Source organism: Rhodococcus sp. ACS1, assembly GCF_002300155.1.
GTDB classification, from domain to species: domain Bacteria; phylum Actinomycetota; class Actinomycetes; order Mycobacteriales; family Mycobacteriaceae; genus Rhodococcus_F; species Rhodococcus_F koreensis.
In genome coordinates, this window is record NZ_NSDZ01000005.1 from 1503906 (window position 1) to 1530559 (window position 26654).

General features: G+C 67.9%; 26 protein-coding genes and 1 pseudogene. 11 read left to right on the top strand and 16 right to left on the bottom strand.

Features of this window, described 5'->3' with window-relative positions; genetic code table 11:
* Nucleotides 1–30: 30 nt before the first annotated feature.
* The 7 genes from CJ179_RS27440 to CJ179_RS27470 form a co-directional block, all read right to left on the bottom strand.
* Nucleotides 31–606, bottom strand: coding sequence for a DJ-1/PfpI family protein (locus CJ179_RS27440; RefSeq protein ID WP_095863446.1), 576 nt, complete (start codon nucleotides 604–606; stop codon nucleotides 31–33).
* A gap of 29 nt (nucleotides 607–635) precedes the next feature.
* Nucleotides 636–2174 (bottom strand): p-hydroxycinnamoyl-CoA synthetase, encoded by a 1539-nt coding sequence (couL, locus tag CJ179_RS27445; protein ID WP_095863447.1) that lies wholly within the window; start codon nucleotides 2172–2174, stop codon nucleotides 636–638.
* A 41-nt stretch (nucleotides 2175–2215) separates the two neighbouring features.
* The gene (couT, locus tag CJ179_RS27450) at nucleotides 2216–3544 is read right to left on the bottom strand and encodes a p-hydroxycinnamate MFS transporter (RefSeq protein ID WP_095863448.1); all 1329 of its coding nucleotides are present in this window, start codon (nucleotides 3542–3544) and stop codon (nucleotides 2216–2218) included.
* A gap of 181 nt (nucleotides 3545–3725) precedes the next feature.
* Nucleotides 3726–4892, bottom strand: coding sequence for a dihydro-p-hydroxycinnamoy-CoA dehydrogenase (gene couH / locus CJ179_RS27455; protein WP_095863449.1), 1167 nt, complete (start codon nucleotides 4890–4892; stop codon nucleotides 3726–3728).
* Between the two features lie 105 nt (nucleotides 4893–4997).
* Nucleotides 4998–5153, bottom strand: coding sequence for a DUF6131 family protein (locus CJ179_RS51435; RefSeq protein WP_095863450.1), 156 nt, complete (start codon nucleotides 5151–5153; stop codon nucleotides 4998–5000).
* 31 nt (nucleotides 5154–5184) lie between these two features.
* Complete coding sequence (locus CJ179_RS27465) at nucleotides 5185–5391, bottom strand: hypothetical protein (RefSeq protein WP_072947562.1); 207 nt, start codon at nucleotides 5389–5391, stop codon at nucleotides 5185–5187.
* A gap of 57 nt (nucleotides 5392–5448) precedes the next feature.
* Nucleotides 5449–5955 carry a hypothetical protein gene (locus CJ179_RS27470; protein ID WP_095863451.1) on the bottom strand — a complete coding sequence of 169 codons (507 nt, stop codon included), beginning with the start codon at nucleotides 5953–5955 and terminating at the stop codon, nucleotides 5449–5451.
* 151 nt (nucleotides 5956–6106) lie between these two features.
* On the opposite strand from CJ179_RS27470, the gene CJ179_RS27475 reads away from it, so the two are divergent.
* Together CJ179_RS27475 and CJ179_RS27480 are read left to right on the top strand one after the other, a co-directional pair.
* On the top strand, nucleotides 6107–6736 hold the full coding sequence (locus CJ179_RS27475; RefSeq protein ID WP_373560158.1) for an alpha/beta fold hydrolase: 630 nt from the start codon (nucleotides 6107–6109) through the stop codon (nucleotides 6734–6736).
* A gap of 41 nt (nucleotides 6737–6777) precedes the next feature.
* Entirely contained in the window at nucleotides 6778–7674 is an 897-nt protein-coding gene (locus CJ179_RS27480; RefSeq protein WP_095863453.1) for an alpha/beta fold hydrolase, read from the top strand.
* Between the two features lie 10 nt (nucleotides 7675–7684).
* Here CJ179_RS27480 and CJ179_RS27485 read toward each other — a convergent pair whose 3' ends face one another.
* On the bottom strand, nucleotides 7685–8272 hold the full coding sequence (locus CJ179_RS27485; protein ID WP_095863454.1) for a phosphoribosylanthranilate isomerase: 588 nt from the start codon (nucleotides 8270–8272) through the stop codon (nucleotides 7685–7687).
* A 67-nt stretch (nucleotides 8273–8339) separates the two neighbouring features.
* Here CJ179_RS27485 and CJ179_RS27490 point away from each other — a divergent pair, with 67 nt between their 5' ends.
* The 4 genes from CJ179_RS27490 (at nucleotide 8340) to CJ179_RS27505 (ending at nucleotide 12156) form a co-directional block, all read left to right on the top strand.
* Complete coding sequence (locus tag CJ179_RS27490) at nucleotides 8340–9644, top strand: esterase family protein (protein ID WP_072947557.1); 1305 nt, start codon at nucleotides 8340–8342, stop codon at nucleotides 9642–9644.
* 28 nt (nucleotides 9645–9672) lie between these two features.
* Nucleotides 9673–10398 carry an ABC transporter substrate-binding protein gene (locus CJ179_RS27495; RefSeq protein WP_095863455.1) on the top strand — a complete coding sequence of 242 codons (726 nt, stop codon included), beginning with the start codon at nucleotides 9673–9675 and terminating at the stop codon, nucleotides 10396–10398.
* 73 nt (nucleotides 10399–10471) lie between these two features.
* Nucleotides 10472–11710, top strand: coding sequence for an acyl-CoA dehydrogenase family protein (locus CJ179_RS27500; RefSeq protein ID WP_072947555.1), 1239 nt, complete (start codon nucleotides 10472–10474; stop codon nucleotides 11708–11710).
* A 68-nt stretch (nucleotides 11711–11778) separates the two neighbouring features.
* A complete protein-coding gene (locus tag CJ179_RS27505; protein WP_072947554.1) occupies nucleotides 11779–12156 on the top strand; it encodes a VOC family protein in 378 nt (125 codons plus the stop codon).
* Nucleotides 12157–12159: 3 nt separating this feature from the next.
* Here CJ179_RS27505 and CJ179_RS27510 read toward each other — a convergent pair whose 3' ends face one another.
* Nucleotides 12160–12963, bottom strand: coding sequence for an alpha/beta fold hydrolase (locus CJ179_RS27510; protein ID WP_179377659.1), 804 nt, complete (start codon nucleotides 12961–12963; stop codon nucleotides 12160–12162).
* Nucleotides 12964–13030: 67 nt separating this feature from the next.
* Between CJ179_RS27510 and CJ179_RS27515 the strand changes: the two genes are divergently transcribed.
* Nucleotides 13031–13501 carry a nucleoside deaminase gene (locus CJ179_RS27515; RefSeq protein WP_072947550.1) on the top strand — a complete coding sequence of 157 codons (471 nt, stop codon included), beginning with the start codon at nucleotides 13031–13033 and terminating at the stop codon, nucleotides 13499–13501.
* Nucleotides 13502–13533: 32 nt separating this feature from the next.
* Here CJ179_RS27515 and CJ179_RS27520 read toward each other — a convergent pair whose 3' ends face one another.
* Together CJ179_RS27520 and CJ179_RS27525 are read right to left on the bottom strand one after the other, a co-directional pair.
* The gene (locus CJ179_RS27520; protein ID WP_072947549.1) at nucleotides 13534–15132 is read right to left on the bottom strand and encodes an ABC-F family ATP-binding cassette domain-containing protein; all 1599 of its coding nucleotides are present in this window, start codon (nucleotides 15130–15132) and stop codon (nucleotides 13534–13536) included.
* Between the two features lie 141 nt (nucleotides 15133–15273).
* Nucleotides 15274–15840 (bottom strand): hypothetical protein, encoded by a 567-nt coding sequence (locus tag CJ179_RS27525; RefSeq protein ID WP_072947548.1) that lies wholly within the window; start codon nucleotides 15838–15840, stop codon nucleotides 15274–15276.
* Nucleotides 15841–15934: 94 nt separating this feature from the next.
* Between CJ179_RS27525 and CJ179_RS27530 the strand changes: the two genes are divergently transcribed.
* From CJ179_RS27530 to CJ179_RS27540, 3 genes are all read left to right on the top strand, one after another.
* Nucleotides 15935–17743, top strand: coding sequence for a penicillin-binding transpeptidase domain-containing protein (locus CJ179_RS27530; protein WP_095863457.1), 1809 nt, complete (start codon nucleotides 15935–15937; stop codon nucleotides 17741–17743).
* A gap of 96 nt (nucleotides 17744–17839) precedes the next feature.
* Entirely contained in the window at nucleotides 17840–19519 is a 1680-nt protein-coding gene (locus CJ179_RS27535; RefSeq protein WP_083395612.1) for an NTF2-like N-terminal transpeptidase domain-containing protein, read from the top strand.
* 79 nt (nucleotides 19520–19598) lie between these two features.
* On the top strand, nucleotides 19599–20336 hold the full coding sequence (locus CJ179_RS27540; protein WP_072947546.1) for a sulfite exporter TauE/SafE family protein: 738 nt from the start codon (nucleotides 19599–19601) through the stop codon (nucleotides 20334–20336).
* A gap of 24 nt (nucleotides 20337–20360) precedes the next feature.
* Here the strand turns inward: CJ179_RS27540 and CJ179_RS27545 are convergent, their stop codons facing one another.
* From CJ179_RS27545 to CJ179_RS27555, 3 genes are all read right to left on the bottom strand, one after another.
* Nucleotides 20361–21833, bottom strand: a complete 1473-nt coding sequence (locus tag CJ179_RS27545) for a peptide MFS transporter (RefSeq protein ID WP_072947545.1) — start codon at nucleotides 21831–21833, stop codon at nucleotides 20361–20363.
* A 59-nt stretch (nucleotides 21834–21892) separates the two neighbouring features.
* Nucleotides 21893–22270, bottom strand: coding sequence for a DUF3054 domain-containing protein (locus CJ179_RS27550; protein WP_072947544.1), 378 nt, complete (start codon nucleotides 22268–22270; stop codon nucleotides 21893–21895).
* A gap of 94 nt (nucleotides 22271–22364) precedes the next feature.
* Complete coding sequence (locus tag CJ179_RS27555) at nucleotides 22365–22943, bottom strand: TetR/AcrR family transcriptional regulator (protein ID WP_072947543.1); 579 nt, start codon at nucleotides 22941–22943, stop codon at nucleotides 22365–22367.
* Nucleotides 22944–23029: 86 nt separating this feature from the next.
* Here CJ179_RS27555 and CJ179_RS27560 point away from each other — a divergent pair.
* Nucleotides 23030–23882 (top strand): annotated as a pseudogene (locus CJ179_RS27560) (alpha/beta fold hydrolase).
* 21 nt (nucleotides 23883–23903) lie between these two features.
* Here CJ179_RS27560 and CJ179_RS27565 read toward each other — a convergent pair.
* A complete protein-coding gene (locus tag CJ179_RS27565) occupies nucleotides 23904–25037 on the bottom strand; it encodes a TIGR00374 family protein (protein WP_072947541.1) in 1134 nt (377 codons plus the stop codon).
* A 28-nt stretch (nucleotides 25038–25065) separates the two neighbouring features.
* Nucleotides 25066–26523 carry an adenylate/guanylate cyclase domain-containing protein gene (locus CJ179_RS27570; protein WP_072947540.1) on the bottom strand — a complete coding sequence of 486 codons (1458 nt, stop codon included), beginning with the start codon at nucleotides 26521–26523 and terminating at the stop codon, nucleotides 25066–25068.
* Between the last annotated feature and the right edge of the window lie 131 nt (nucleotides 26524–26654).

The following is a 26654-nucleotide window of genomic DNA, read 5'->3' on the forward strand; positions in this document are numbered from 1 at the left end:
ACTTGTTAACCGCGGGACGTTGACAAGTACTCACGGCTCGTACTGGATGTAGCGTTGCACCTCGCGCGCCCGCTCCGCTCCGGCGAAGCGGGCGACGAGGTGCAAAGCCATGTCGATGCCCGCGGACACACCGGCCGAGGTGATCACGTCGCCGTCGTCGACGAACCGGTCGTCCGGCCGCACGACGATGCTCGGGTCGATCTCCGCCAGCAAACCCAGTGACGCCCAATGCGTCGTCGCCGGCCTGCCGTTCAGCAGGCCGGCTTTCGCGTAGACCAGGGATCCCGTGCACACGCTGGCCATCAACGGAACCTCGGCGCGCTGCCTGCGGACCCAGCCGAGATGGGCGTCGTCGAGCAGCTGCGGACGCGTGCCCTGGCCGCCCGGGTGGATCAGGACGTCGAGCGGCGGGGCGTCGGCGTAGGAATGATGCGCGCCCAGGACGAGCCCCTTGGCGCACTGCACACTCCCACCCGATGCGGACAGGCAGAACACCGCGTAGCCGTCGTCCGGGTACATCCGCGTCCACGCGGACAGCACCTCCCACGGTCCGACGGCGTCCAATTCCTCGACGCCGTCGAACAACACGATCCCGATGTGCTTCACCCTGAAATGCTACCGCCCGTGAGTACTTGTCAACCGCGGGACGTTAACAAGTACTCACGGGCGGAGGTTCGCAGGTCGGGTTTGCGGATCTTGCCGGTCGCGGTGCGGGGGAGTTCCTCCGCGATCCGGATGAACGTGGGAATCTTGAACCCCGCGAGCTTCTCTCGCAGCCGGGCGCGCACCGTGTCCTCGTCGAGGGCGGTGCCGTCGGCGGCGACGACGAAGGCCATGCCGGTCTCGCCCCACTTCTCGTGCGGGACGCCGATCACCGCCGCCTCCCGGACGCCGTCCAGCTTCAGCAGCGCCGCCTCGACCTCGGCGGGGTAGACGTTCTCGCCGCCCGAGATGTACATGTCCTTGTAGCGGTCGCAGATGAAGAGGAAGCCGTCGTCGTCGAAGTAGCCGGCGTCGCCGGTGTGCAGCCAGCCGTTCACGATGGTGCGGTCGGTCGCCTCGGGCTGATTCAGGTAGCCGAGCATCACGTTCGGCCCCTTCGCGACGATCTCACCGATCTCGTTCGGTTCGGCGCTCGACCCGTCGGGGCGGACGACGTCGACGTCGGTGAAGAACGTTCGCTTGCCTGCCGATCCGACCTTCGCGCGGACGTCGTCCCCCGACAGCATGGTCACCGACGGCGCGGTTTCCGTCAGACCGTACGCCTGCGCGATCGCGACGCCGCGTTCCTGCCACGGCGAGATCAGCGCTTCGGGCAGGGGAGCCCCGGCGACGCAGATGGCCCGCAGGCTGGACAGGTCGGCGCCCGCGAACCGGGGGTGGTGCCAGAGTTCCTGGATCATCGTGGGGACCGCGAAGAACGTGGTGATGCGTTCCTTCTCGATCGTGTCGAGGACGGCGCCGGCGTCGAACTTGCGCAGCAGCACGACGGTGCCCCCGGACAGCAGGGTCGGTGTGACGGCTCCGCCGATACCGCCGATGTGGAACAGCGGCGCCACCGACAGCGTGCGTTCCTTGGACGTCATGTCCTGGGCGAGAAGCTGGTTCATGGCGTTCCACAGCATGTTTCCGTGGCTGAGCATGACGCCCTTCGGTGCGCCGGTGGTGCCCGACGAGTACATGAGCACCGACAGGTCGTCGAGACCCACCTGCTCGTCGATGCGGGTGTCGGGCTGCCCGGCGCGCACACTCTCGTAGGTGTGGGCGGACCACGAGTCGGTCAGCCCGATCCAGGTGGTGACCGGGGACTCCGACTGCGCCAGCTCCTGCGCGACGTCGGCCTGCTGAGTGCCGAAGATCACTGTGGTGCAGCGTGAATCGCCGAGAACGTAGCGTGCTTCCTCGGCGGTGAGGCGGGCGTTGAGCGGGAGGTACGTGGCGCCGAGCAGGCCTGCCGCGAACATCACCTCGAGCGCCGCGGGGTCGTTGAACCCGAAGAAGCCTACGCAGTCACCCTTCTCGACGCCGAGGGCGCGCAGCCCGTGGGCGAGCCGGCGGGTCCGCAGGGCCATCTCCTTGTAGGTGACGGCTCGTTCGTCGAAGACGAGCGCCTCGTTCCCCGGCGTCATGGTGATGCGGCGCTCGAGCCACGAGCCGATGCCTTCGTTGTCCATGGTGACTCCTCGTTCTCTTCGAAACTACTCTCGGGCTCGTGTCAGGCAGACGGGGTGTCGGCGCTCAGGTCGTTGTCCTTGCTTTCCTTCGTCGCGACAAGGAAGACGGCGCTGACTACGCACAGTGCGATGACGAACATCCCGACCGGGAGGATCGACTTGCCGGACGACGCGAACAGTGACGCCAGGATGACGGGGGTGAATCCCGCGCCGACGAGGGTGGCAAGCTGGTATCCGAGCGACGCCCCGGTGTAGCGCGCGCGGGTGCCGAACTGCTCGGAGATGAATGCGGCCATCGGCCCGTAGGTGGCCGAGTGGCAGAGGGTGTACCCGACGAAGGCGAGCGCGATGAACAGGAACTGTCCCGTGCCCAGCAGCAGGAACAGCGGGTAGACGCTGAGGATCATCGCCGCGAGACCTGCGAGCATGACCGGTCGGCGGCCGATCCGGTCGGACAGCCGCGCCGATCCGAGAACCAGGAAGATCGCACAGAACTGGCAGAAGGAGAATGCCAGCAGCGCGTCGGACCGCGGGGCGCCGCTCGACACGGCGTACGTGATGGCGAAAGTGGTGAAGGCGGTCTGCATTCCGAAGCTCGCGATGCAGCTCATCGACGCCACGACGACCGCGCGTGGCCGCTTCAGGATCGTGACGATGGGCGGGGTGGTGTCCTTCTGGGCCGATTCCTTCAGTGCCGCCGTGAACAGCGGGCTCTCCGACACCTTGGACCGGACGAAGAGGCCGAGGGCCAGCATGAGCGCCGAGATGAGGAACGGAATGCGCCAGCCCCACGTCAGGAACTGCTCGTCGGGCAGTAGGGACACGGCGGCCAGGGCGAGGGTGCCGAGCAGTGCACCGGTCGGCGCACCCGCGTTGGTGAACGCCGCGGCGAAGCCGCGTTTGCCGGATTCGGCGTGCTCGAGCGACATCAGCGCTGCGCCACCCCATTCGCCGCCGACGGCGAGTCCCTGGCAGACGCGGAGGAGGACGAGCAGCACCGCTGCCCAGGATCCGATCATCTCCGGCGGGGGAATGAGCCCGATCGCGAACGAGGCGATGCCCATGACGGTCATCGAGATCAGCAGCATGGCCTTGCGGCCGACGGTGTCGCCGAAGTGGCCGAACACGATTCCGCCCAGCGGACGTGCGACGTAGCCGGCGGCGAATGTTCCCATCGACGCGATGGTCGCGGCGAGCGGGTCCAGGCCGGCGAAGAACACCGGGCCGAAGACGAGGGACGCCGCGGTGGCGTAGAGCAGGAAGTCGTAGAACTCGATGGTGCTGCCCAGGTAGCTCGACAGGATCACCCTGCGAACTTCCTTCTTGCGTCGGGTGGCCGACATGGTGCCGGCGGTGGCGGTGACCGTCATCGATACTCCTTGGCCGAGCGTGGGACAACAGAGCGGAGCGCATGTGTAGCGCGGATCACAATTAAACATTAATCATTGAAGTTGTCAATGGAAGAGATTGCCAACGCTTCGGGGGTCGTGGTCGCAGACGGCCGCCGGGGCCGCGGCTCGCGTGAATCATTCACGCGGGCAATCGGACCCGTCAGGACCGTGTGAGCCTGCGCCCGATGATCTCCTTCATGATCTCGGTGGTGCCGGCGTAGATCGGCCCGCCGCGGCAGTCGAGGTAGTCCTGCGCGACGTCGTACTCGCGCATGTACCCGTAGCCGCCGTGTAGTTGGACCGCCCGCTGGACGACCCGCTGCTGCAGCTCGGTGATCCACCATTTCGCCATCGCGGCGGTCACTTCGTCGAGCGCGCCGTGCGCGGCGTCGAGGATGCAGCGGTCCGTGAAGCACTGCGCGATCTCGATCTCGGTGGCGAGTTCCGCGAGGTAGAAGCGGTTGGCCTGGAAGTCGGCCACCCTCCGGCCGAACGCCGTGCGGTCGCAGCTGTACGTCAGGGCCTGGTCGAACGTGCGGCGCATCGACGCCATGGACGTGACGGCCACGCTGAGACGCTCCTGAGGCAGATTGTGGCGCAGGTGGCCGAAGCCGGCGTTCGGTTCGCCGAGGACGTTCTCACGGGGGACGAGGACGTCGTCGAACACGAGCTCGGCGGTGTCCTGGGCGCTCAGCCCGACCTTGTGCAGCGGGCCGTTGCGGGTGAATCCGTCCATTCCGGCTTCGACCACCAGCAGGCTCATGCCCTTCTTGCCCGCGGCCGGATCCGTCTTGGCCACGACGATCACGAAGTCGGCGAGCATGCCGTTGCTGATGAAGATCTTGGTCCCGTTCAGGACCAGGTTGTCGCCGTCGACGACGGCGGTCGTGGAGATCGCGGCCAGGTCGCTACCCGCGCCCGGCTCGGTCATGGCGATCGCCCCGATCTTCTCGCCGGTGCACAGGGGTGTCAGGAATCGGTGCTTCTGCTCCTCGTTCGCGAGCGAGGCGAGGTAGGGCGTGACGAGGTCGTTGATGCCGGCCAGGCCCATCACGACGGCGGGCGCCCCGACGCGGCAGAGTTCCTCGATGACGATGGCATTGAAACGGAAGTCGTCGGTTCCGCCACCGGCGAATCGCTCCTCGACATTGATCCCGAGGAGCCCGAGCTTGCCTGCCTGACGGTAGACGTCCCGATCGACCTGCCCTGCATCGGCCCATTCGCGAAGGCGTGGGGCGACGTCACGTTCGGCGAATCGGCGCACCGTGTCCCGGAACGCATCGTGATCGGCGTCGAAGATGGTCCGTTCCAGTGCAACCGGAGACATGCAAGGTTCCTTTCGTCGGCAGGCGCGCATTGCACGCCTGCATGCCCGAAAGGAACCTATCTATCAATCATTGATAATGTCAATGATTAGGGACGGTCGCCGACGTCAATACCAGTACTTCCGCCCGCCGACCGCGCGGCCCGTCGTGCCCAGCAGCAGAAGTACGAGGCCGACGACGAGGAGGATGATTCCGATCGTCGTGAGAATCGAGATCCCCGTGACGAGGCCGATGACGAGCAGGATGAGTCCGAGAACGATCACGGTCTTCCCTCTTTCGGTTGACTGCTTGGAACTACTGACTCGGTTGCGGCACTTCACAATCGATCTTCGGGTTGACACCCGCATAGTTGAGCGGCCCGGCGATCACGGTGACGGCGATCGTTCCCGCGCTGGCGCAATCGGCCTGCGCGTCCTTGAAATAGCCGCGCTGGAACACGGCGATGGCGCCGATGATCAGCCAGATGATCACGATCAGCGACAGGAGCCGTCCGATACGCATTTCCGACCTCCCGTGTGGGCACCGGCACCGGGCCGGTGTACCTGTCGTACCCGAACGCTATGTCGACGACGTGTCGGTCGGCTTCGCGTGTGCTCCATGGGTATTCGTGGAGCTCGTGCCGTCGGTCCGGGCGTTGGCCGGTCCGCCGTCGGTGGTGCGGGCGTCCGCGGCCCTGGCGTCGGTGGTGCGGGCGTCGTTCGAGGCGGCACCCCTCGTCTTGACCTCGGGATCGAGCTCGTCCGCCCTCTTCCACTCCTGCTTCAGGTCGTCACGAGACGTGGTCGCCGTGTTCTGATGAGTCTGCGCATCGACCTGTAGTCGCTTGGCCTCGGCGGCCTTCGCCTCCGCTTCTGCCTGGGCCTTCCGCGCATTGGCCGCAGTCTCCTCCGCCAGCGCTTCGCGCTTCTCGACGACGGACGTCTGCTCCTGCGCCTTCGCGCGGATGCTGTCGGCCTCCCGGTGGCGGCGCTCGTTGCGCTTGCGTGACGCCGCAATGAGCAGCGCGGCCACGGCGAGTACGACGACGATCGCGACGATGATCCAGATGATGGTCATGGTGTCCATTGGCTACTCCCAGCAGTCGTGTTGTTAAAGTACCCAGCCCGCAAATGCGGCAAACAGACCGTGAGCCAATCGCAATCAACGGGAAGTTCCGGCAGGCAGGTTTCGCAGCCGGAGCGCTGGAACAGTCCGGCATTCCACTACCGTGAACCGCATGAGCGAGTTGCTGGAACGCGACGGCGTGCGCGGACGTCTCCACCGCCCCGCGGGAGACGCGTCGGCCGGGCTGGTCCTGACGCACGGGGCGGGAAGTGACTGCGACACAAAGCTGTTGCGGGCCGTGACCGAGGGGTTCGTGCAGCGGGGGGTGGCGGTCCTGCGGTTCGACCTCCCGTTCCGGCAGCGCCGCGCGTCGGGTCCGCCACACCCGTCGAAGGCGGCGGAGGACCGGGAGGGCATCGCGGCCGCGGTGGCCGTGATGCGGGAGTTGGTGCCGGCGCCGGTGTGGGCGGGCGGGCACTCGTACGGCGGGCGTCAGGCGTCCATGCTCGCCTCGGAGCGTCCGGGTCTCGTCGACGCCCTGCTCTTGCTGTCGTACCCGCTGCATCCACCGGCCAAGCCGGAGAAGCTCCGCACCGAGCACCTGCCCGGCCTCCGCACCCCGGCCGTGGTGGTGCACGGGTCGAAGGACCCGTTCGCGACCCCCGACGAAATGCGGTCGGCACTCGCACTGATCCCCGCTCCGACGACGCTCGTCGAACTCGAGGGCGCCCGGCACGATCTGGCCCCGGACAGGTTCCCGGTGGTCGAACGCACGGTCGCGGCCATGCTGGACCTTCTCTAGGGCGGCCGAGAGCGTCCGCCCGTGGTCGGTATGTTCGGTGAATGAGCAACGAGCAGTCGGACGCGCCCCATTGGTTCACCACGGCAGTGGCGGCCCCGGTCGACATCGGCCGGGTGGACGTCGCCGGTGCGGAGGTCCACTACCGCGCGTGGGGCCCGACGGGCACTCCCGGGCTCGTGCTCGTCCACGGCGGTGCCGCCCACAGCCGGTGGTGGGATCATGTGGCACCCATGCTGGCCACGGGCCGCCGCGTTGTCGCACTCGACCTGACCGGGCACGGAGACAGCGACCGCCGCCAGGAGTACGGACTGGAACGGTGGGCGGAGGAAGCCCTCGCCGTCGCCAAACCGGCGGGCATCTCGGGGGCGCCCGTGCTGGTCGGGCACAGCATGGGTGGAATGGTGTCGTACGTGGCCGCGCAACTGTTCGGCGAGGACCTGGCCGGTGTCCAGCTGATCGATTCGCCCGTCCTCGCGCGCACGCCGGAAGAGGAAGAAGCGCGGAAGCAGCGGGCCTTCGGTCCGAAGAAGGTCTACCCGTCCCGGGAGGTGGCGCTGGAGCGGTTCCGGTTCGTCCCGCCGCAGGACACCGCGGTGCCCGCCGTCCTGCGCCACGTCGCGGAGACCTCGATGGAGGAGGTGGACGGCGGGTGGTCGTGGAAGTTCGATTCCTCGTTCTTCTCCCGCGAGGGCAGCGGCCATCTGGGCGCGTCCGACCCGCGCTGCCGCCTCGCCTACTTCCGCGCCGAGAACGGCATCGTCACCGACGCCATGATGGACAGCATGCGCAGCCGATTCGGGCCGACCGCGATGGTCGTCGAGATCCCCGATGCCGGACACCACGTGATGATCGATCAGCCGCTCGCGCTGGTCGTCGGTATCCGGACGGTGCTCGCATCGTGGGACGTGGAGGATTCCGTGGCCGGGATGCCGCGCTGAATCAACTGACTCAGTCGCCGGACCGCACGGCGGCGACGAACTGCTCGATCAGCGCCGCATCCTTCACCCCGCGGGACGATTCGACGCCGCTCGACACGTCGACACCCCACGCGCCGGTCGCGTCGACGGCGGCCCGCACGTTGCCCGGATGAAGCCCGCCGGCGAGGATCCATTGGCCGTCGGGCCTGCTCTGGTTCGCCCAGTCCCAGGGCACGCCTGCCCCGGCGGTGGCCCCGTCGACGAGGATGCGGTCTGCTCCGAAATCGCCCGAGGTGTCACCGGCGACGACGGCACGGATCACGCCGAGGCCCGCCTCCCGCAACCGGGTGACGTCGTCGGCGGAGGTCAGGTCGTGCACCTGGACGGTGCCGAGACCTGCCGCGGCGGCGATCTCGATCACCTCCGGAACGGGACTCCCCTTGAACACGCCCACCGCGACCGTGTGACCGGTGACCCGGCGGACCAGCGGTGCGGCTTCCTCGGCGGAGATCCGGCGGACGCTGTCGGCGAACACGAAACCCACGGCGTCCACGCCGAGGCGCACGGCCAGATCGACGGAGGCCTCGTCACGCAGGCCGCACACCTTGATGAATGTCACCCCCGCAATTTTACCGGTCGCTCCGAGTCGCCGACGCGGTGCGGGTTCGCGCTCTAGGCTTCGGAACGTGGAATGGCTCAGCGACGTCAGCGTGATCTCAGGGCCTCTGCCCTGGATCCTCACGGGGATCGGCGCGCTCGGCGGCGTGTGGTTGCTCGCCGCCCGCGCCCCCTGGTACCGCACGAAAGCTGTTCCGATCTGCCTGGCCGTGTCGGTGGTCGTCACCGTCGTCCTGTACGTGATGGTCGAAAAGGTTCTCCGGCCGTTCCCCGACCCCATCGAGATGTCCATCTACGTGTGGATCGGTCTGGGGCTCTTCGCGATCATCCTGCTCGTGCCGCGGATCCGTGCGGGCCGGACAGTGAAAGCCGCCGTCGGGTCGGTTCTCGCGGTCCTCGCCGTGCTTCTCGCGTCCGCGACGCAGATCAATTGGGTGTTCGACGCCTATCCCACGGTGGGCACGGCATTCGGGGCGGAGCCGTTCGACCGCGTCCAGATGAACGACCTCGGCAGCTCCACCGAGAACGTCGTGACGGGAACGCCGCTCGACGCGTCGTGGACGGCCCCGCCCGGGATGCCCAGCGAGGGACGGGTGCTGACGGCGGCCGTTCCCGGGACGGCGTCGGGGTTCGCCGCCCGCGACGCCGAGATCTACCTGCCGCCCGCCTACTTCGCCAACCCGCGCCCGCTGCTGCCCGTGCTCGTGATGCTGGCCGGCCAGCCCGGCTCGCCGGAGGACTGGTTCGCCGGAGGCAAGCTCGCCACCACGATGAACGAGTTCGCCGCGAAACACGATGGACTGGCCCCGATCGTGGTGGTGGCGGACGGCACCGGTTCGCAGATCGCGAACCCCCTGTGCACCGATTCGAAGCTGGGCAACGTGGCCACGTATCTGGCGAAGGACGTTCCGTCGTGGGTGAAGTCGAACCTGCAGGTGAACCCGGACCCCAAGGCGTGGGCCATCGGCGGCCTGTCCTACGGCGGCACCTGTTCGCTGCAGATGGCCACGAACTATCCCGACGTGTATCCGACGTTCCTCGACATCTCGGGTCAGGAGGCGCCCACGCTCGGCGACCACCAGCGCACCCTCGACGACGGCTTCGGCGGTGACGAGGCGGCGTTCAAGAGGGTCAACCCGCTCGACCTGATGGCGGCGAACAAATACCCGGACTCGGCCGGGGTCTTCGTGATCGGCAGCGACGACGATGCCTACAAGCCGGGAGCGCAGAAGGTCTATCAGGCCGCGAAGAACGCCGGAATGGACGTGCAGTACGTGGAAGTGCCTGGCGGGCACAGCTTCGCGGTGTGGTCGGCGGGACTGGAGAAGGAAATGCCCTGGCTGGCACAGCGGTTGGGGCTGATCGGTTCGTAGGCACCCGCCACGGCCGGAGAGGGGCGACATGACGGCGGCAGCGCGCGTACTGCGGGTGGGTTCGGCCCTGCCCGACCCGCCGTTCGAGTTCCGGGACGGCGAGGCGCCTGCGGGTTTCGACGTTGAGTTCACCCGGGCGCTCGCGCAGGAACTCGGCCTCGACTGGTCGCTCGTCCCGTACCGCGGCACCGACTTCAACGGCATCTTCGACGCACTGGCGGACGGCGAATTCGACTGCATCGCCTCGGGAACCACCGTGACGCCGGAGCGGCGGACGCGTGCCGATTTCTGCGCCCCGTACCTCGTGTCGGGTCAGTCCCTGGCCGTCGACACGTCCCGGCATCCGGGCGTGCGCGGGGTCGACGACCTGCGCGGCCTGACCGTCGGTGTCCAGCACGGCAACACCAGTCAGCCGATCGTCGATCGCCTGGTCGCGGAGGGCCGCGTGGGCGCGATCCGGGTGTACGCGTACGACCGGATCGGACAGGCCCTCGACGACCTGTCCTCGGGCGGGTGCGACGCCGTCATGAAACTCGCGCCGGTCCTCACCTGGCTGGTCCGGGACCGCCCGCACGTCGAGGTGGTCGAACGGGGGATCTCCCGGGAGGAGATCGCCGTCGCCGTCCGCACCGGTGATCGCGCGCTGCGTGACCGCATCGAGTCGGCGCAGCGCGCCCTGGCCGCGGACGGCACCCTCGACCGGCTGCGGTCGAAGTGGCTCGGGATCGGTGGAACGGACGGTGGCTCGTCATGACACCTGTCGAATAATAGGAACGTGTTCTATATTTGCGGCAACCCTTTGTCTCTCGGCGACTGGAGTGCCCGGCATGTATGAGTGGTCAGATACCGACCTGATGTTCCGCGACGCGATCCGCGGCTTCATCGACAAGGAGATTCGACCGCACGTCGACAAGCTGGAGACCGGCGAGCTGCCTCCGTTCGACATCATCCGCAAGCTCTTCGCCACCTTCGGCCTGGACGAGATGGCCCGGGAGGCGCTCACGAAGTCCCTGGACCGCGAACGCAGCGGCGACGCGGCAGCCGGCGCGAAGGAGGAGAAATCCGGCGGCCTCGGCGGCGCGGGCAGCATGGGCGTCATCATGAACGCCGAACTGGCGGGCGTCAGCCTCGGGCTCGTCGCCTCGCTCGGGGTGAGCCTCGGGCTGGCGGCGGGCACCATCCGCAGTCGCGGGACGCTGGCGCAGAAGGAGCGCTGGCTGCCCGGTCTGGTCACGTTCGAGAAGGTCGGAGCGTGGGCGATCACCGAGCCCGACTCCGGCTCGGACGCGTTCGGCGGCATGAAGTCCTACGTCCGCCGCGACGGCGACGACTACATCCTCAACGGGCAGAAGACGTTCATCACCAACGGTCCCTACGCCGACGTCATCGTCGTCTACGCGAAACTCGACGAGGGGGACTCGTCCGTCGACCGCCGCGACCGGAAGGTCCTCGCCTTCGTCCTCGACGCGGGCATGGAGGGGCTCACCCAGGGGGCGCCGTTCAAGAAGATGGGCATGAACTCCTCGCCCACCGGGGAACTGTTCTTCGACAACGTGCACCTCACCCGCGACCGTCTGCTCGGCGAGACGGAGGACGGCGGCAAGTCGGACGGCAAGTCCAGCGCGAAGGAGAACTTCGCGGCCGAACGGATCGGTATCGCATCGCTGTCACTCGGCATCATCAACGAGTGCCACCGACTCTGCGTCGACTACGCCAAGTCCCGCAAGCTGTGGGGCAAGGAGATCGCCCAGTTCCAGCTCGTCCAGCTCAAGCTCGCCGAGATGGAGATCGCGCGCATCAACGTGCAGAACATGGTCTTCAACGCCATCGAGCGCACGGCGGCGGGGGATCGGGTGAGTCTCGCGGAGGCGTCGGCGATGAAGCTCTACTCCTCGCGGGCCGCCACCGAGGTGGCGATGGAGGCGGTGCAGCTGTTCGGCGGCAATGGCTACATGGCCGAGTACCGGGTCGAGCAGCTCGCGCGCGATGCGAAGTCGCTGATGATCTACGCCGGCAGCAACGAGATCCAGGTGACGCACATCGCGAAGGGCCTGCTGGCGATGTGAGGTCCGCCCCGGGAACAATTGTCGTACGGCGTACGTTAGTGAGGTGTCGTCAACGAAAGGACACCACCGTGAAGGTCACCGCGAGCGCACTGTCGCTGAACGTCGCAGACCCCGTCGCGTCGGCCGAATTCGCCAAGTCCCACCTGGGCTTCGTCGAGGAGATGGCCGCCGAGGGCTTCGTGTCGCTGAAGCGTGCGGACGTCGGCTTCAATCTGGTCTTCCTGAAGACCGGACTGGAGACGTTCAAACCCGCGCGGATCGCCGGTGACGCCGGCCAGGGGCTGCTGATCGCACTCGTCGTCGACGGCATCGACGGCGAATACGAGCGACTGCAGGCGGAGGGCGTCCCGATCGTGACGCCCATCGAAACCGAGCCGTGGGGCGAACGCTACTTCCAGATGAGCGACCCGAACGGGGTGATCATCCAGTTGGTCGAATGGGTGTAGCGGTCACACCGCCGCGAGAAACGGCTCGACGGCCGCGAGCACCTCGGTGCTCGCGGCCACCGCCGTCGAATGGTCGAAACCGGGCAGGATCGTCAGCGACGCACCGGGAATCAGCGCCGCCACCCGCCGGGTGTCGCCGATCCGCTCGGCATCGTTCGAGCCGACGAACAGCAGGGTGGGGACGGCGATCCGGCGCAGGACGTCGTCGTCGACTCCCGGCTCCACACCGGAACGCCGCATGTACGCGGCGAGCGCCTTCGCGTCGTTCGCCATGAACGCCGCCCGCGTCCCGGCGTCGATCGGCCACCCGCGCCGGGCATTCCACTGCCCCAGGAACGCCTCCATACCGTCCCGCTCGAGGACGTCGATGCAGCCCGGGAAGAACAGCCGGTCGAACGCGCCTGCCTGCGGGAGGCTGCTGCCACCGCCGACGATCAGGCTCTCCAGACGTTCGGGCACGCCGACCGCCAACGCCAGCGCGACCCGGCCGCCGAGCGAATACCCCAGCACGTGCGCGCTGGGAAGCTCCAGGTGGTCGAGGACCGCCAGGACGTCGCCGCTGAGCAGATCCATCGCGTACGCGTCCTCGTCGTGCGGCTTGTCGCTGCGCCCGTGGCCCCGCAGATCGACCAGGATCAGCCGGTACCGATCACGCAGCGCGGCGACGTAACCGAATCCGCGCCAGATCGCGTGGGAGAGAGCCGTGCCGTGGACGAGGACGAGCGGTTCCCCGTCGCCGACGGTCTGGTACGCGATCCGGACGCCGTCGACGGGATTGGTAGCGTGCTGCACCCGACCAGTCTGCATCACGCGCGTGTCGCGGCCGACTCGCGGAGTGCACTCGGGCGCACGGGCCGGGGGCGATACTGGTGGCATGCCGATTCCTCCGAATCCCGCGCTCGACCCCGAGGAGCTGCTGGCCGTGGCGATCGCCGAGGCGGAACTCGGCAAACGTGAGGGCGGAATCCCGATCGGGGCCGCGCTGTTCGCCGGCGACGGAACCCTGCTGGGCCGCGGCCGCAACCGGCGGGTCCAGCACGGCGACCCGTCCGTCCACGGCGAGACGGACGCGTTCCGCGCCGCCGGGCGCCAGCGTGACTACCGCTCGACGATCATGGTGACTACCCTGTCGCCGTGCTGGTACTGCAGCGGACTGGTCCGGCAGTTCAACATCGGCGCGATCGTCGTGGGGGAGAGCGTCACGTTCACCGGCGGTCACGAATGGCTCCGCGAGAACGGCGTCGACGTCACCGTCCTGCGCGATCAGCACTGCATCGACCTCATGGCCGAATTCATCGAGCGCAGGCCCGCACTGTGGCACGAAGACATCGGCGTCGCCGAATGAGCTTCGCCCGTGCGCCTTTGTGGTAGCCGGGACTACCCGAAAGGCGCACAGGGCCGGAGGCCCTCTCCCGTCATTTCCAGCCACCGGGTGACACCGATGTCGTGGAGGAACTGCCGGTCGTGGCTGACCACGATCAGTGCACCGCGGTAACTGCGCAGCGCCTGCGTGAGGTGCGCGAGGCTCGGCAGGTCGAGGTTGTTCGTCGGCTCGTCCATCAGCAGCAGTCGCGGGGCGGGTTCGGCCAGCAGGATGGTCGCGAGGGCGGCCCGCAACCGTTCCCCGCCCGACAACGCCGACGCGAGAACATCGGAATCGTTGCCCCGGAACAGGAACCGGGCCAGCTGGGCGCGGATCTGTTCCTGCGACGCGTGCGGCGCTGCCGCGGCCACGTTCTCGGCGACCGTCAGCGACTCGTCGAACACGTCGAGTCGCTGCGGCAGGGCCTTGAACGGCACCCGCGGTCCCGCTGCCACGACGGCGTCGAGCAGGGTCGTCTTCCCGACGCCGTTGCGTCCGACGAGCGCGATCCGCTCGGGGCCGACCACGTCCAGCGACACCTGCTGTCCGCTGCGCAGGCTCAGGTCCCGGACGGAGACCACCTCCTGACCCGAGTACACCTCCGTGTCGGGCAGGTCGATGCGCACCTCGCGGTCGTCCCGCAGGGCACTCTCCGCTTCCGTCAGCGAATCCCGCGCCTCGTCGACCTTCGCGATGTGATTGTTCCGCAGCTTTCCCGCCGACTCCTGCGCCTGCCGCTTCCGCAGTCCCATCACGATCTTCGGCTCGCGTTTGTTCTCGAACATCTTCTGCCCGTACCGCTTACGACGGTCGATCTTGATGCGGGCCTCGACGAGTTCCCGCTTCTGCTTCTGCACGTCGCTGCGGGCGTCGCGCACCGCGGCCCGGGCGGCCGCCTGCTCCGCCTCGACGATCTCCCGGTACGCGCTGAAGTTCCCGCCGAACATGCGGATCTCGCCGGCGCGCAGTTCCGCGATGGACGTCATGAGGTCGAGCAGGGCACGGTCGTGGCTGACCACCAGCAGCGTGCCCGGAAACTGTTGCACCACCTCGTAGAGCTTGCTGCGGGACGCGCCGTCGAGGTTGTTGGTGGGCTCGTCGAGTAGTAGCACCTCCGGTTCCCTCAGCAGTTGCGCGGTGAGACCGAGCAGCACGGTCTCGCCACCGGACAGGGTGCCGACGGTGCGGTCGAGGTCGGACGTGCTGCCGAGCACCCGCTCGAGACCGAGCCGGTGCAGGGTCGACACGGCCCGCTCCTCGATGTCCCAGCGGCCGGTCGCGGCATCGAAATCCTCGGGCGTGCCGTCGCCGGACTCGATGCGGTGCAACGCCGCCCGAAGATCGTCGATGCCGAGGATCCGGTCGATCTTCAGCGTGGGGTCGAGCGTGATGTCCTGCGGCAGGTACGCCACCTCGCCCTGTGCCGTCACCGACCCGCGGTCGGGACGCAGGCGCCCGGCGATCAGCCGGAGCAGCGTGGATTTTCCGGAACCGTTGAGACCGACCAGGCCGGTGCGTCCGGGGCCGAAGACGGCGTCGAGGCCGTCGAAGACAGGCTCGCCGTCGGGCCAGGTGAACGTGAGGTCGGACAGGGACAGATATGACTGGGCCATGGGGTACTCCCGAGGTGTGTGCGGATGAAGACTCGCGTGACTACCTCGTCAGGAGCAATGGACCGTTCCCCTCTGTCTGACGCGCCCGGTGCGCATCGGTGACGTTCACGATAGGACGCCACCGATACCCGTGCAATCGAATTAAATCTGGGGACCTTCGGCGCGGAGGTCGTCCACCTTCGCCATGGCTTCACGGAGTTCGGTGAGCCACTGTTCGCTGTGCTGGCCCGCCAGGCGCACCGTCCACATCAGGGCGTCCGACCGCGACCGCGCCACACCGGCGTCGACCAGCGTGTCGAGAACCTTGCGTTCGGGCTGGCGGAGCCGGGTCATCACCGGAACCGCGAGGTGGGTGAACAGCGTCTTGTGGCCGTCGAGGCTGACGCCCCACGCGACCTTGCGTCCGTAGCGCCGTTCGGCCTCGTCGGCGATGCGCATTCGATCGCCCCGGGTGGTTTCGCGGAACCGGGAAATGCGTCCGTCGATCGCGGCCTCCGAACCGGAGTCGGCGGACTCGACGGGCGGCAACTCGCCGACCACCACGATCTCCTCGCGGTCGACCTCGACGGTCGCGGGGCCGGTGAACCAGTCGTCGGGAAGGCGGCCGGCGAACCACTCGGCCGCGTCGCTCGCGTCGGGGACGTCCGCCTGCTGCCATCCACCGGGGCGGCCGAAGCGGCGGGAGCCCGGACCTTGTGCGTTTCTCATGGCGTCCTCCTGGGAGCCGGGTGCCACGATCACCGTGATGCAGCACTGATTACATAATTACACCGATTATTCGAAGCGCGCCACCACGTCAGGCATGATCGAGTCCGTGCGCACCTCAACCGTTCGTCACAGCCCCACCCGTCCCACCCCCACCCGGAAGGCCACCGCCGGAATCGCCGTCCTCGCGACGGTGCTCTCCGCCTGCGGACTCTTCGGACCGGACCAGCCCGACACCGTGTCACAGCAGTTCGCCGACGCCCTGAACAGCGACGACGTGCAGGCTGCCGCCGCGCTCACCACCGACCCGGCCGCCGCCACCGCCGCGATCACGGCCATGTACGACGGGCTCGGGAACCGGGACGGCACGTACACCCGCACCGACGTGCAGGAGTCGGGCGACAACGGCGGAACGTTCACGATGGACGTGTCCTGGCCGTTCGCCCCGGGGCAGGAATGGAAGTACAGCACCACCGGCAACGCCACCAAGGAAGGCGACGACTGGAAGATCGTCTGGGACCCGGCCGTGCTCGCACCCGGACTCACCGACGACACCACCGTCCGGTACACCACCACGACGGGAACACCGCCGAAGGTCCTCGCCGCGGATGGCGCGCCGATCCTCGAGCAACAGGTCGTCACGCTGGTCAACCTCGACCAGGGCGCCGACACGGCGGCGGTTGCGTCGTTGCTGTCGCCCATCGCACCGACCATCACCGCGGCCACGCTCCAGCAGGATCTGGCAGGCGCCCAGGGCAAGCCGGTCACGGCCATCTCGCTGCGGGCCGAGGACCTGGCGCCGATCGAACCGCAGTTGCGGCAACTCGCCGGAGTCACGCTCGCCCCGCAGACCAGGTTGCTCAGCACGGACAAGGCGCTGGCCTCGCCCACCCTGGCCGGGCTCGGCGACCTGTGGCAGCAGGGGCAGGACGCGTCCGCGGGCTGGGCAGTGCAACTGGTCGGTCAGGACGGTTCGGCGAAGACCGTCGCCGGCGAGCAGGGCCCCGACGCCCCCGACATCGCGACGACCCTCGACCTCCCGATGCAGATGGCCGCCGAGCGGGCGCTCGCCGACGTGCCGCAGCAGGCCGCGATCGTCGCCCTGCGACCCTCCACGGGTGAGGTGCTCGCGGTCGCGCAGAACGCCCCCGCCGACGCGCTCGGCCCGATCGCGCTCACCGGCCTCTACCCGCCGGGATCGACGTTCAAGACGGTGACGACGTCCGCCGCGCTGCAGGCCGGTGTCGCCACCCCGGACACCGTCCTGCCCTGCCCCGGCACCGAGAACATCGAGGGCAGGCAGATCCCCAACGACGACGAATTCGACCTCGGCGCGGTCCCGTTGCACACCGCGTTCGCCCGGTCCTGCAACACCACCATGGGACGGCTGGCGGTCGGGTTGCCGCCCGACGCCCTGCAGAAGGCTGCGCTGCAGTTCGGGCTCGGCGTCGACTACGTCACGCCCGGACTGACCACCGTGACCGGCAACGTGCCGATCGCCGACAGTCCCGCCGCCCGGGTCGAGTCCGCGATCGGACAGGGGCAGGTCACTGCGTCGCCGTTCGGCATGGCTATGGTGGCCGCATCGATCGCGGACGGTTCCACGCCGGCGCCGATGATCGTGCGGGGACAACCCGGGACCGCGGACACGACGGCGCCCGCCGTGCCCGCGAACGTCACCGCCGACCTCCGGACGATGATGCGCGAAACTGTGACGGGAGGTACCGCTACTGCGCTGCAGGACATTCCGGGGCTGCTCGGAAAAACTGGCACGGCCGAGTCCGGAAGTGGTCCCGCTCACGGCTGGTTCGTCGGAATCAAGGACGACCTAGCATTTGCCGTCTTTATTGCAACAGGTGACAGTTCGGCCCCTGCTGTGCAGGCTGCGGGGCGTTTTCTTCGATAAACCCGTTCACGCGTTGCTGTTCGGGGATAAGTTGTGGCTCAACCGTAACTCCTTCGTAGGCAAATGGTGCTTGTTACGCATGTGACTGAAAGCAAGATGGTGGACATGGGGAATGGACGATCGCTTGGCCGCCGCAACAGATACGTGATCGCCCTGACGTCGGCTGTCGTTCTGGCGGTAATTCTGGCGTCGTGCGTGCTGTCGAAAGAGGAGGCGACCGCGCAGTCGGTCGTCGACGACTTCGTCAACGCACTGAACGAGGGCGATGCCGCTGCCGCTGCAGCGCAGACCTCCTATCCCAACGCCGCGGAGACGGCGATTCAGCAGATGTTCGACGGCCTCCATCCCGAGGACGCCAAGTTCGACGTGACCCAGTTCATGGATCTCGGCTCGGATTCCGGCTTCTTCACCGTCGGTGCCGCTTGGCATTTCGGTGAGGGCAAGGATTGGAGCTACCAGGTTCAGGGTGGCGTGCGGAACCTGTCCGTCGGCTGGCGCATCTCCTGGGATCCGTCGATCCTCGCGCCCGACATGGGCAACGGGCGCGTCGTCCGCTACGACCGGACGGACGCCGCACCGCCGCGCGTCTTCGACGCCGTCGGCGGGCTGCTCATGAACGAGCAGACCATCAACTCGGTCACCCTCGATCCCGCGACGATGCCCGATCCCGTCGCGACCACCCGGCGTCTGGCGGAGGTCCTCGAGCCGGTGGCTCCCCTCGTGACGGCCGACTCGATGATGGCGGAGATGGCCGAGAAGCCCGGCCAGCAGGTCACCGCCGTGCTGTTGCGCGACCAGGACTGGCAATTCCTCGAGGAGGACCTCGCGATCCCCGGCGTCGTCACCATCAAGACGCCGAAGCTCATCACGTCGGATCGGCGCATCACGACACCGTTGCTGGATCCGCTGCGCAAGGTGTGGCAGGCCAACCGGGACGCGACGGCCGGCTGGGCCGTCCACCTCGTCGACCCCGACGGCACGCTCATTCCGCAGGCCGGTTTCCAGGGCCCGCCCGGGCCGGACATCGTCGCGACGGTGGACTCCCACCTGCAACTGGCAGCAGAGGAAGCCGTGGTCAGCGTCGGAACCCCCGCGGCGATCGTCGCGATCCAGCCGTCCTCCGGCGCCGTGCTCGCCGCCGCGCAGAACAACCAGGCGATGGAGCAGGGGCCGATCGCGTTCCAGGGTCTCTACCCCGCCGGATCGAACCTCGATCTCGTGAAGAGGGCCGCTGGACTGCAGAAGGGCGTCGACCCGTCCTCGCTGTCGATCGAGGACATCGAGAAGGCGGGCAATCAGCTCGGGCTCGGCATGAACTACAACATCCCGGGCCTCGACCATCAGACCGCCGTCTTCACCGCCGACCAGTCGGGCATGAACCAGGTGATGAACCGCAAGGACAGCGACCTGCCCGCCGTCACGCCGTTCGGGATGGCCATGCTGGCCGCGTCGATCGCACGGGGCAGCGCGCCGGCGCCGATGATCGTCCAGGGACAGCCGGGCACCACCGACGTGGCCGCTCAGCCGCTTCCGGCGAACATCAACGACCAGTTGCGGGGCATGATGCGCGACAACGTGGTGCGGGGCGGTGCGTCGTACCTCAACGGCTACCCGGACCTCATGGGCATGAATGGTGCGAGCGGCGACGACCGCTGGTTCTACGGCTCACGCGGCGACCTGGCCTTCGCGGTCTTCGTCGCCGACGCCGACGGTGGCGACCGCGCGGTGAAGATGACCGACATGCTCTTCCGTGAAATGGCGAAGCCGGCGAACTGACAACGACGGGGACCGTCCGCGCTGAGGGGCGGACCGTCCGCGCTGAGGGAGTAAGTGAGCAAGGGTAAGTTTCTACCTTGTGTCCCTGCTTGATATCGGTCTTCTCGTCGTAGCGGGGTTCTTCGCGGGACTGGTCGGGTTCGTCACCGGCCTGGCGTCCATCGTGTCGTATCCCGCACTCCTCGCCGTCGGTCTGCCGCCCGTGACCGCCAACGTCACCAACACGGTCGCGATGGTGGCGGTCGGCGTCGGCGCGCTGTCCAACTCCACGCGGGAGGTCGCCGACACCGGTCCCAAGCTGTGGCGGTGGGCGCTGTACTCGGCGGCGGGCGGCCTGGTCGGCGCGGGAATCCTGCTGTTGGCGCCCGCGGGGTCGTTCGAGGCGATCGTCCCGTTCATGGTCGCGTTCGCCGCGCTGGCACTGCTGCTGCAACCCCGGCTGCGGGCGCTGGCCGGCGGGCGGGACATGCCCCGCACCTATTCGGTGTCGCTGTTCGTCGTCGCCATCTACGGCGGGTACTTCGGTGCGGGTGCCGGTGTCATCTTCCTGGCGATCGCCCTGATCCTCACCTCGGAGAAGATCTGGCGCGCGACCATTCTGAAGAGCTTTCTCCTCGGCGTCGCGAACCTCGTCGCCGCGATCGGGTTCGCGGCCTTCGGCCCCGTCCACTGGGGCGCCGCCGCCGCGATGGCGATCGGCGCCCTGGCCGGTGGATGGTGCGGCCCACCCGTGGTCAGGCGGATACCGCCGTCCGTCCTCCGCGTCGTCATCGCGATGGCGGGATTCGGTTTGGCCGTGTGGTTGTGGGTGCGCTGAGACCGTTTCTCAGCGCAGCGGGTGTTAGTGCACGCCCTTCATCAGACGCTTGATCCACGGTGCCCCGATAGCGAGGAGCACACCCACGGCGATCGAGCCGAGCCCGACCGCGGTGAAGTACGGGACCTCGTTGTTCTCGTCGTAGTACTTGGCCAGCGTGCCCGCCATCGCGGTGCCCAGGGCGACGGACAGGAAGAACAAGGCCACCATCTGGGTGTGGAATGCCTCGGGCGCCAGCTTGGTCGACAGCGACAGTCCCACCGGCGACAGCAGCAGTTCCGCGAACGTGAACAGCAGCAGGATGCCGGCCAGACCCAGCAGCGGTGCGCTGTTGGCGCCGCCACCCGACATCGGGATGAACGCCAGGAACGCGAGACCCATGATGATCGTGCCTGCCGCGAACTTGATCGGCGACGACGGCTGACGGGGGCCGAGTTTCGTCCACGCGGCAGCGAAGACACCCGCGAAGATGATGATGAAGACCGGGTTGATGGACTGCACCCACGACGGCGGGAAGTCCCAGCCGAACAGGTTGCGGTCGAGTCGTTTGTCGGAGTAGACCGCAACGGTGGTGAACTGCTGCTGGAACAGCGACCAGAACACGGCGCTGGCGATGAACATCGGAATGAATGCGTAGACGCGGCTGCGCTCGACGGCCGTGATGCGGCGACTCGACAACATGATCGCGAAGTAGCCGATCGCCGCAACAATGGTGAGGCCGACCACGATGTCCGACATATTGGCCGCGGTGATCACCCCGGTCAGGGACAGGGCCGCAATCACCACGATCGCGGCGGCGCCGATCGCGATCCACTTGGGCCGCTGGGCGCGGGGAAGGGGATTGGGCGGTTCCGCCCCGATGCCCCGGAGGCGCTTGCGGCCGAGTGTGTACTGGATCAGTCCGAGCGCCATACCGATGGCGGCGAGCGCGAAGCCGGCATGGAAGCCGATGGCGTCCTGGGCCCAGCCCGTCAGCAGTGGGCCGACGAGCGCGCCGATGTTGATGCCCATGTAGAAGATGGAGAATCCGGCGTCGCGGCGCTCGTCGTGCTCGTCGTACAGATCGCCGACCAGGGACGTGGCGTTGGCCTTGAGCCCACCGCTGCCGAACGCGACACAGACCAGACCGATGCCCACACCCCACAGACCCGGGAACACCGCCAGGGCGATGTGGCCGAGCATGACGAGGATGGCGCTGTAGAACAGGGTTCGCTCGGAGCCGAGGAGCCGGTCCGCGATCCACGCGCCGAGAATGGTCGACAGATACACCGTGCCGCCGTAGGCGCCGACGATGCTGGTCGCGGACGATTCGGCGATTCCGAGGCCACCTTCGGAGGCCGAATAGTAGAGGTAATAGATCAGGATGCCCTGCATCCCGTAAAAGGAGAATCGCTCCCACATCTCGACGCCGAACAGGTTCGCGAGGGCGAACGGCTGGCCGAAGAAACCGCGGTCGGACCGCCGCTCGTCCCGGGCCGGATCGATGGTGTCACTCATGGGAAAACTGTCTCACCTCGAGCGGAAGTTCGTGTGCCGTCGGGGCGGATTCGCCGGTATCAGGTGGTGGCGCGGGCCTTCGTCACGATCTTCGCGACTGCGCGCCAGCCGAGGAGGAACACAGCGAGAACCGTGCCCGCCACGATGATGAAACTGAACGCCGTTCCCTGGCCGCTCACCACGCGTAACAGCATGCCCACCACGAGCGTCGACAGCCACACCACGATGCCCGTCGGGACGATGAGGAACGCGTCGAACTTGTCGCGGTAGAGCGCGACGGTCGCGAGCCAGCCGACGGCCAGACCGGACAGGAATGGCCAGGCCGTGGTCGCCAGGCCCGTCAGGGCATTGGCTTCGTCGTGACTGCGGCGGCCGATGGCGCAGAACACGATGACGAGGACGACGTCCAGGGCGAGCGCGGGGAGGTACTTCTTCACACGGCCAGCCTAGAGGTGGTGTCGACGTGGCGTTCCGCCCGATCGGTTCAGCGACCCGGCCCGTGAGTGGCAAAGCGTGTCCGGGGACGCTTTCTCACTCACGTGGGGGGAGGCAGGCGCGCGCGGCGGCGAGCACGGTGGCCCCGGCCGCGTCGAGCGGCTCGGTGCTGCGGAGCGCCCGGGCGAGCACGAACGCGCCCTCCAGGCTGGTGACGAACCCCAGGATCAGACGCCTCGCATCGGCCTCGCCGAACCCGCGGGCCCGCAGCAGCGCGCTGCCGGAGTCGATCCAGCTCGTGAACACGTCCGCCGTAGCGACGCGGAGCACCTCGTTGGTGCTCGCGACCTCGAGTGCGACCGTGGCGATGGGGCAGGCGTCCGCGTAATCGGTGGCCACCAGGGTGTCGCCCGCCAGCCGGAACCCGACCTCGATCCCCTCGAGGATGTCGGGATGCGCGTCGAGGACGGAGAACACCAGCCGCGCGTACTCCTCGCCCGACGTGCGAATGACCTCCTCGCCGAGCTGCTGCTTTCCGCCCGGGAAGAAGTGGTAGATCGACCCGAACGGGGCGCGGGCCTCCGTTGCGACCTGCTTGAGTCCGGTCCCCGTGTAGCCGTTGCGGCGGAAGAGGTCGCTGCTGGTGCCGAGGATCCGGGCCTTGGTGTCGTTCACTTTTCTGCCTCCGACCGTTGCGCTCGGTGCGCACCCCATCGTAACCTGATTCTAAGTAGAACGATCTATCAAATGGAGTGAGCGCCATGAAGAAGATCGAACTCTCCGCAGGCACCGTCGAGTACGACGACACCGGAGGAGACGGCCCCGTCCTCGTGTTCGTCTCCGGCCTGACGATCGACGGCACCGTGTGGCGGCACGTGGTCGAGCGACTCGTCCCGGACTTCCGCTGCATTCTCCCCACCCTCCCGCTCGGCGCGCACCGCATCCCGATGCGCGCCGGCGCCGACCTCTCGTTGCGCGGTCTCGGACTGCTCATCGGCGAGTTCCTCGAGAAACTCGACCTGACGGACGTCACGCTCGTGCAGAACGACTGGGGCGGCGCGCAGGTGCTGATCGCGCTCGGCGACACCAGCCGCGTCGGGGCCCTCGTCCTCACGCCGTGCGAGGCGTTCGACAACTACCCGCCGGGAATTCCCGGTCGCGCGATCGGTCTCGCGGTGGCAGTCCCCGGTGGCCTCGCCCTGACCATGCAGGCGCTGCGATTCCGGGCGATGCGCCGGGCTCCCGCGGCGTGGGGATGGATGAGCAAGCGTCCGGTACCGAAACCGGTGATGGACGGCTGGTTCCGCCCCGCGACCACCGATCGCCGGATACGCCGGGACCTGCGCAAGTACACGACGTCGCTTCCGTCCAAGTCGACGCTGCGCGAATGGGCGGAAGGCGAACCGGCGCTTCGACCGGCCGGTCCTCGTGCTGTGGGCGGTCGAGGACAAGGTGATGCCCCGCGACCACGGTCGGCGACTGGCCGAGCTGTACCCGCACGCCCGACTGCGGGAGGTCGAGGACAGCTACACGTTGATGCCCGAGGACCGCCCGGACGTGGTGGCGGAGGCGATCCGGGCCTTTGCGGCTTCGCCACCCGTGAGTACTTCTTAACCGCCCGACGTTAACAAGTACTCACGGCTGAGAGTCGGGCTCGGACTCCGTGGAGTGCTGCGTCCGGTTGGTGGTCGGGGTCGACTGCTCCCGGCGTTCGAATTCGAGGTCCATCTCCAGGTCCTCGTGCTGGTTGTGCCGGAACAGGATGAGGAACACCACCCAGCCGACCAGTGCGACGAGGATGTAGCTCACGACGCGGTAGACGAACACGGCCGCGAGGGCCTGCGACGCGGTGGCCCCCGCCGCGGTCAGTGTGGCGATCAGTGTGCCGTCGACGAACCCCAGCCCGCCCGGCGCGAGGGGGATGCTGCCCACGGCCTTGGCCGCGGCGAACGCGATCAGCAGACCCGCGAACGACGGTTCCGCGCCCACCGCCCAGCACGCGAAACCGAGGCACGCGACGTCGGCGAGCCGGTGCACCGCCGACCACCCGAACGTGATGATCGAATCCTTGCGCCTCAGCTCGACCGAATCGAGCTGGCTCAGGATCTCCCGCCACCGCTCGGCGCCGGCTTCGGGGGGATTCTTGCGGAACTTGTTGTACCGGGCGAGCACCCACAGTCCGATCGACTCGATGGAGTCGGGGTTACGTGAGATGTATCGCAGTGCGTAGAACAAGCCGAACGCGGCCACCAGCGACAGCACCAGAGTGACCGGACTCACCTTGGTGCCCACCGCGAATGCGCCCGCGGCGCCGAGAAGCGCGAGGCTGCCCGCGGCGATCACGCCCGAGATCGCCAGCTGCCAGGACGCCACAATGGGGGTGGCACCCCACTTGCGGGTCTGCTTGTAGGTGAAGGCGGTGGAGAACACCTGACCGGCCGGCAGGCTCACGGCCATTGCGGTGCTCGCGTAGATCACGGACACCGACTTCAGCTGGCTGACGACGACTCCGCCCGCCTGCAGCAGCCGCTGCTGGACTGCTCCGTACCCGCTCAGGGACACAGCCTGGGCTGCGATGCACGCCGCGACCCACCCCCAGTGAATCTCGGTGAGCGCTTTCCACGAGTCGCTGAGTGTGGGCCACAGATAGATTCCCTCGACGGTCAGCAGGGCCAGGAGGCCGGCGCCGAGTAGCCATTTGATCCACCAGTATCGGCTTCGCTGCCGAGGAGGCTCGGCAGTGGGCGGGTCGGATCGAGGCTGTGCCACCTGGCCAGCGTAACCAACGGGTAGCGGATTACTCCGGATAGTCCTCCGGCCAAGCCAGATGGGTGTTGCGGCGACGGCCCCGCAGCTGGACCTGTTCGCCGAGTTCCCAGTGCGCCTGTTCGTCGTCGTCCGCGAAATACAGGGCACTCGTCGACGCGAGCACGCGGCTGGGGTGCAGCTTGGCGAGTTCGGTGAGCCGCGACGCCTCGTTGACGGGGTCCCCGATCACCGTGTATTCGAAGCGTTCGGCGGCGCCGATGTTGCCGGCGACGGCGAGGCCCGCGGAGACGCCGATGCCGACGTCGAGGCCGGTGATCTCGTTCAACGCGAACCGCAGCTCCCGGGCCGCGGCCAGCGCCGCCGTCGGTGCGTCGGGGCGGTCGAGTGGGGCGCCGAAGATCGCGAGCGCCGCGTCACCCATGAACTTGTTGACGAAGCCGTGGTGCCGGTCGATCACATCGACGACGACGCGGAAGAACTCGTTGAGCAGGTTCACGACCTCGCCGGGGGGACGCTCCGCGGCGGCGCCGGTGGACCCGACCATGTCGACGAACAGCACTGCGACGAACCTCGTCTCGCCGCCGAGTTCGGTGCCGAACTGCAGTGCCCGCCGTGCCACGTCTTCACCGACGTGCTGGCCGAACAGTTCACGCAGCAGCCGCCGCTCGTCCGACTCGCGCATCATGCGGTTGAACCCGACCTGCAGTCGCCCGACCTCGCTGCCGTCGAACACCTCGACCCGGACGTCGGTGGCGCCGCGCTGGACGCGTTCGATGGCCCGTCGCAGCTGCTTGATCGGGTCGGAGATCTGGCTGGCCGTCAGCATCGACAGCGCGAACGCCTGCGCGATCGCGATGATCGACAGCAGCATGATCGCCCACGCGAGCGCGTCGGGGGAGAACACGAGGTCGGTGGTTATCTGCGTCACGCACAGCAGGATGATGCCGATGACGGGCATCAGCGTTCCGAGGCCCCACGTCATCGCCATCCGGGTGCCGACGCCGGGGGCCATGGTCCGGTCGAACTCGCCCTCGCTGAGCGCGCGGGCGGCCACCGGTCGCAGGATGCGTTCGCCGAGCATGTACGTGAAGCCGAACGTGGTGGTCGCGGCCATGCAGACGGTGACGATCACCGCGACCGCCAGTTCCGGCATCTCGGTGATGGTGAGCAGCACGAAGATGATGCCGCCGAGGATCCACAACACCAGGTGCACGATCGCCTGCCGCAGCGGCGCGTGCAGCGCCGACATCTGTTCGCTGCGCGTCGGCGGACCGCCCCGCAACTGCCAGCGGACGACCGACCGCAGCATCATCGCGGCGGCCGTGAGACTCACCACGGCGGCGAACGCGAGATAGCCGCCGAAGATCGCGACGTTGCGCACCCGGTCGGCCATGATGGCTGCCGATTCGGGGATCGGCACTCCGTACCGCACGAAGGCGAACACGAGGATGGCGCCGATGAAATTGGCGAGGAGCATCGAAATCATATAGAGCGGCCATCTGCTGCGGACCGTCGCCGCGATCGCTCTATAGGATTTCCGCACGCCGTTCAATTTAGCGGGGGGTGTACCGGGTGGCGTAGGACACGTCCCCTAAACGGCGCATATGCGTGCCCTGC